The following is a 5,590-nucleotide window of genomic DNA, read 5'->3' on the forward strand; positions in this document are numbered from 1 at the left end:
GCACAGCCCACGGTGCCGGGCGGCGATGGAGGTGGCTCCAGCCCCGACGCAGCCGGACCGCGCCGAGGCCAGGCCCGGCCAGGCCCGGCCAGGCCCCCGTCCGGGTGGCCCCGGCGTGCAGGGGAGAGCCCGCGCTGAAAGGCTCGGGACATGCGAGTGGCGCTGGCGCAGACCGACTGCGCACTGGGAGACGTCGAGGCGAACCTCGACACCGCACGGGAACAGACGAAGCGCGCCGCCACCCAGGGCGCCGACCTCGTCGTGTTCCCGGAACTCAGCCTCCACGGCTACCACCTCGGCGCCCTGGAGAGGGACACCTCCCTCACCACGGACGACCCCAGACTCCTCGCCCTCACCACCCCCGACGGCCCCGACGTCCTCGTGGGCCTCCACGAGCACACCAGCCTCCGCGCGTACAACACCTCGGCGTATTACTCGGGAGGGCGGCTCCACCACGCCCACCGCAAGCTCTACCTCCCCAACTACCTCGCGTGGGAGGAGCGCAAGCACGTCAGCCCCGGCCAGCACCTCCGCGCGTACGACCTCCCCGGAGACCACGGCCGCGCCGCCACCCTGGTGTGCAACGACGCCTGGCAGCCGGTCCTGCCCTGGCTCGCCGTGCAGGACGGCGCCGAGGTCATCGTCGTACCGACGAACAGCGCGGCCAGCCTCGACCCGGAGGCCATGGACACCGGCCTGTATTGGGACACGCTGCTCTCGTACACCGCCCGCATGCTCCAGTGCTGGGTCGTCTTCGTGAACCGCGTCGGCAACGAGAACGGCGCCTCGTTCTGGGGCGGTTCCCGCGTCGTCGACCCGCGCGGCGCGGTCGTCGCGCAGGCGCCGAAGTGGGAGCCCGGCCTGGTGACGGTCGACATCGACGTACACGAGGCCCGCCGCAGCCGTCGCGCCGTCCCGCTGGTCGCCGAGGCCCGCCTCGGTCTGATCGAGCGCGAGGTGCGGCGCCTGATCGACGAGGGCGGCGACAGCTGACGGACGGCGTGGTCAGCGGGCGGCCGGCGGTGGCTCCACGCGGCCCAGCCACGTCGTCAGGAGCGACTCCAGCTGCTCCGCCTCGCCGGGCGTGAGCGCGTCCAGCAGACGGCGTTCGTTGCGCATGTGCTCCGTGAAGGCCCTGTCGATCAGCTCCCGGCCCGCCGCCGTGAGGCCGACGACCCGGCCGCGCCCGTCGCCCGCCGCGCGGCGGCGCGTGACGAGCCCCGCGCGTTCGAGGCGGTCGACGCGCTTGGTCATCGCGCCGGTCGTGACCATGGTGTGCGCGGCCAGCTCCCCGGGCGCCCGTTCGTACGGCTCGCCCGCGCGCCGCAGCGCCGCGAGGACGTCGAACTCGCCCTCGCTCAGCCCGAACCGCCGGTAGACGACGCAGAGTTCCTCGGTGAGCAGCGCGCCGAGCCGGTGGAGCCGCCCGATGGCGCCCTGCGGCGTCACGTCGACGTCGGGGCGCTCGCGGGCCCACTCGGCCTGGATGCGGGCGACGTGGTCGAGAGGGGCGGGGTCGGTCATGGGTTCACTTTAGCTTCCGAGGAAGGCATAGTGGCTTCCATGGAAGCTATCCCGGGTGCCGCCCCGCGCTGGGTGCTGCTCACGGCCGTCGCCCCCGTGGCCTGGGGCACGAACTACTACGTCACGCACGAGTTCCTTCCCGCCGGGAGCCCCCTCTACGGCGCGGCGATCAGGGCCCTGCCCGCCGGGCTGCTGCTCTGGGCCGTCGCCCGGCGCCGCCCGCACGGCTCCTGGTGGTGGAAGTCCCTGGTCCTCGGCGTCCTCAACATGGGCGGCTTCTTCACCCTCGTCTACGTCGCCGCCCAACTGCTCCCGACGAGCCTGGCGTCGACCGTCATGGCGACCTCGCCGCTGGTCATGATGGTGATCGCCTGGCCGCTGCTCGCCGAGCGGCCCCGGCCCGCCCCTCTGGCGGGCGCGGCCGTGGGGCTCGGCGGCGTCTGTCTGATGCTGCTCGGCGGCGCGGTCACGGCCGACGCCGCCGGCGTGCTCGCGTCGGCCGCCGCGATGCTCATGTCCTCGCTCGGCTACATCCTCGCCAAGCGCTGGAGCTCCGAGGTCCCGGTGCTCGCCTCGACGGCCTGGCAACTCGTCGCCGGTGGCCTGGTGCTGATCCCGGCCGCCGTCGTGGTGGAGGGAGCGCCACCCGCCCTCGACGGCCCGGCCGCCCTCGCCTTCGCCTATGTCGCGGTGGTGGCGACGGCCCTGGCGTTCGCCGCCTGGTTCGCGGGCCTGCGCCACCTGCCCGCCGGGACGGTGGGCCTGGTCGGACTGCTCAACCCGGTGACCGGCGTCCTGCTCGGCACCCTCCTCGCCGCCGAGTCGCTCACCGCGCGCCAGTTCCTCGGGCTCGCCCTGGTCCTGGCCGGGATCCTGCTGGGCCGCCCGCGCCCGGCGGCCCGGCGCCCCGGCCTCACCCCCTTCGTACGCCCACGACGGCGGCGCCCGCCGCCACCACCGCGCACACCCCCGCCCCCGCACCGAGCGCGTCCCACGGCACCGACACGCCCGCGGGAGCCGACAGCCGCGCCAGACCGGCGGACAGACCGCCCAGGTTGACCGCCGTCACGGCGAGGCCGAGCAGCGCGCCCGCCGCCACCGCCACCAGCGCCTCCCCGGCGACGACCAGCCGCACCTGGCCGCGCGTGGCGCCCGCGAGCCGCAGCGAACGCAGCTCCGCGCCGCGCACGGAGGCGGCCATCAGGAGCGTGCTCGCGAGCGAAATGCCGGTATAGACAAGGGAGATGGCGAGGAGCATCAGCAGGCCGAGGCGCGTCTGGGCCTTGGTCCGCGGGTGCGTCGCGGCCAGCCACTGCTCGGCCGGGCGGACCTCCCCGCCGCTGCGGGCCGCCAGCGCGGCGGACGCGGCCTCGGCCTCGGCCTCGGCGGAGCCCGGCTCCAGGGTGACGTCGATGCGGTCCAGCGGCGCAGCCGGGGCGTTCGCCGTCGTGACGTACGCGCCGTTGTCCCCGGTCCCGAGCGCCAGGACCGCCGCGATCCGCAGCCGCGCCCGCCGCCCGTCGCCGAGCCACACGTCGACGTGCTCGCCGACCCGGTGCTTCTCCCACTCCTCGTTGACCACGATCGACCGGTCGTCCAGGTCGCGCACGTCGCCCGCGACCACCGGCAGCCGCGACGTCGCCGTCAGCGCCGCCGGATCGCGCACCGCGCGCGCCTCGGACCGGACGAGGGCGCTGCCCTCCTCGCGTACGTAGACGGCGGTGGCGGCGGAGGCCGAGACGGCCGCGGCGCCCGGTACATCCCGCACCCGCACGTCCTTCAAGTCCTCGCCAGTGACCACGAGTTGGGCCTGTGTACGGTCACGGGCCTCCGTCGCCTTCGCCTCGCCGACCGTCTGCGCCGAGCCGAGCAGGCTGCCCGCGAGGGCGACGGTGACCAGGACGGGGGCCGCGACGGCGGCGGTGCGGCGCACGGAGGCGGTGGCGTTCTCGCGGACGAGGAGGCCGATGGCGCCGGGCAGCCGGAAGGCGCGGACGACGGGACGTACGAGCACGGGGGCGAGCGCGGCGGCCGCGGTGATCAGGATCATCGGCTGGGTCGTGTACGTCTTGCGCTTCATCAGGGCGGACGGGTCCGTGCCCAGCGTCCACAGGAGCAGCCCGATCCCGCAGGCCAGCAGCGCCGCCCCCACGAGGCGCCTGCTCCACGGCATGACGTCGCCGTCCACGGACGCGTCGCGCAGCGCCGCGACCGGGCCGATGCGCCCGGCCCGCCGCGAGGCGGCCCAGGCCCCGGCGAAGGAGACGGACATCCCGGTCCAGAAGGCCAGTTGGAAGGGCCACGAGAGCCAGTCGCCCGCCGCCACCGTGAACCACGGCGGGGCGACGTCCGCCGCCACCAGCGCCTCGGCCAGCCGCGGCCCGCCCCACGCCCCGAGCGCGCACCCGGCGGCGGAGGCCGTGAGACCCACCGCGAGGGCCTCGCCGAGGAGTTGGCCGCGCACCTGGCCCGGCGTCGCGCCCGCCATCCGCAGCAGCCCGAACTCCCGCCGCCGCAGCGCCACGACGAACGCGAACGTCGACGCGGTGACGAACACCGACACGAAGGCGGCCACCCCGCCGGCCGTGCCGAGGAAGGAGTTCACGGCCACCAGCGCCTCGGCGTCGTCGCCCGCGCCGGGGTCGGCGAGGCGCCGCTCGTCGCCGGTGAGCACCCGGGCCCGGTCGCCGACGACCTCGCGCACGTCGCGGGCGGGGGCGTCGACCCCGACGGCGTCCCGCGCGTCCCCGTCGAGGCGGACGGGGCCGAGCCGTCGGAGGTCGCGCAGGAGTTCGATGTCCACAGGGTGTGGATGAGCGAGCGGCTTCGATACGTACGTGGAGGACGGCCCGCGCTCGACCGGTACGGTCAGCCGGTCCTGGCCCAGCACGACCACGGGCGAACCGGCGAACCGCACGGGCGCCCGGTCCGGGGCCGACAGGCTCGCGTCGAGCCCGAGACCCATGGCGGCGGTCAGCCCGACGCCGAGGGCGACGGCCACGAAGGCGCCGACGAGGCTGGTCCACCGCGTGCGCAGGGAGGCGAGGAGGATCATCGGGACACCCGCTCCCGGACTTCCAGTTCCGCCATGACCGCGGCGACCTCGCCGGCGTCCGGCGCGACCGACTCGCGGGCCACGCGGCCGTCGACGAGGAACACCACGCGGTCCGCGTGCGAGGCGGCGACGGGGTCGTGGGTGACCATGACGACGGTCTGCTCCTCGCGGTCCACCAACCCCCGCAGCAGCGTGAGGACATGCCTGCTGCTTCCCGTGTCCAGGGCGCCGGTCGGCTCGTCGCCGAACAGGACGGCGGGGCGGGTGACGAGGGCCCTCGCGAGGGCGACGCGCTGCTGCTGGCCGCCGGAGAGTTCGCCGGGGCGGTGGTGGGCGCGGTCGGCGAGGCCGACGCGGGCGAGGGCGTCGTGGATCTCCGTCCGGGCGGGGCGGCGGCCTGCCAGGCGCAGGGGGAGGGCGACGTTCTGCGCGGCGGTGAGGGAGGGCATCAGGTTGAACGCCTGGAAGACGAAGCCGATGTGGTCCCTGCGCAGGCGCGTCAGGCGGCGCTCGCTCAGTCCCGTCAGTTCGGTGCCGGCGATCTCCACGGTGCCGGAGGTCGGTCTGTCCAGGCCGGCGGCGCAGTGCAGGAGGGTGGACTTGCCGGAGCCCGAGGGGCCCATGACGGCGAGGAACTCCCCTCGTCCGACGTCCAGGTCGACGGCGTCGAGGGCGAGGAGGTCCCGGTAGCGGCGGCTTACTTCGCGGAGGCGTACGGCAACGGTTCGGCTCATGCCCCCACCCAATCGCCGGTCCCCCCCACGAAACACGCCCCCTGCTGGGCGTCCAGGGGTATGCCTACCCCTACCTTCCGACCCGCCCCTGCACCGGGCCGGGGCCTCCTCGACCTCCCGGCACGGTCCGGCTGCGCCGGGGCTGGGGCCACACTTATCGCCGCCCGGCACCGTGGGCTGTGCCCACCCTTCCCCAAGCTCTCGGCTCCGCTCGAGCAGGGGATGCCCCACTCGCCCTGCGGAACGCCTGCCCACAGCGGAGCGGCACGGTCCCGCC

Annotated in this window: 4 protein-coding genes and 1 pseudogene; 2 read left to right on the forward strand and 3 right to left on the reverse strand. The window is 75.5% G+C overall.

What is annotated here, in order from left to right; translation table 11 throughout:
- The first annotated feature begins 150 nt into the window (after positions 1-150).
- On the forward strand, positions 151-993 hold the full coding sequence (locus tag AOK22_RS24520; protein WP_055700875.1) for a nitrilase-related carbon-nitrogen hydrolase: 843 nt from the start codon (positions 151-153) through the stop codon (positions 991-993).
- 12 nt (positions 994-1,005) lie between these two features.
- On the opposite strand, the gene AOK22_RS24525 is transcribed toward AOK22_RS24520, so the two are convergent.
- A complete protein-coding gene (locus tag AOK22_RS24525; RefSeq protein ID WP_055700876.1) occupies positions 1,006-1,524 on the reverse strand; it encodes a MarR family winged helix-turn-helix transcriptional regulator in 519 nt (172 codons plus the stop codon).
- Between the two features lie 39 nt (positions 1,525-1,563).
- On the opposite strand from AOK22_RS24525, the pseudogene AOK22_RS40015 reads away from it, so the two are divergent.
- A pseudogene (locus AOK22_RS40015) lies at positions 1,564-2,490 on the forward strand (DMT family transporter); the annotation flags it as partial.
- On the opposite strand, the gene AOK22_RS44170 reads toward AOK22_RS40015, so the two are convergent.
- A complete protein-coding gene (locus AOK22_RS44170; protein ID WP_055700877.1) occupies positions 2,438-4,579 on the reverse strand; it encodes an ABC transporter permease in 2,142 nt (713 codons plus the stop codon). The pseudogene AOK22_RS40015 and the gene AOK22_RS44170 overlap by 53 nt on opposite strands.
- Positions 4,576-5,313, reverse strand: a complete 738-nt coding sequence (locus tag AOK22_RS24535; RefSeq protein WP_055700878.1) for an ABC transporter ATP-binding protein — start codon at positions 5,311-5,313, stop codon at positions 4,576-4,578. The genes AOK22_RS44170 and AOK22_RS24535 overlap by 4 nt, the downstream gene beginning before the upstream one ends.
- Positions 5,314-5,590 lie beyond the last annotated feature (277 nt).

The sequence above is a fragment of the Streptomyces silaceus genome (assembly GCF_001419745.1).
Lineage (GTDB): Bacteria > Actinomycetota > Actinomycetes > Streptomycetales > Streptomycetaceae > Streptomyces > Streptomyces silaceus.

What these genes read in the sequence shown, in the direction of transcription:
- AOK22_RS24535 (WP_055700878.1), bottom strand. Translation starts at nt 5,313, where the DNA reads ATGAGCCGAACCGTTGCCGTACGCCTCCGCGAAGTAAGCCGCCGCTAC.
- AOK22_RS24520 (WP_055700875.1), top strand. Translation starts at nt 151, where the DNA reads ATGCGAGTGGCGCTGGCGCAGACCGACTGCGCACTGGGAGACGTCGAG.
- AOK22_RS24525 (WP_055700876.1), bottom strand. Translation starts at nt 1,524, where the DNA reads ATGACCGACCCCGCCCCTCTCGACCACGTCGCCCGCATCCAGGCCGAG.
- AOK22_RS44170 (WP_055700877.1), bottom strand. Translation starts at nt 4,579, where the DNA reads ATGATCCTCCTCGCCTCCCTGCGCACGCGGTGGACCAGCCTCGTCGGC.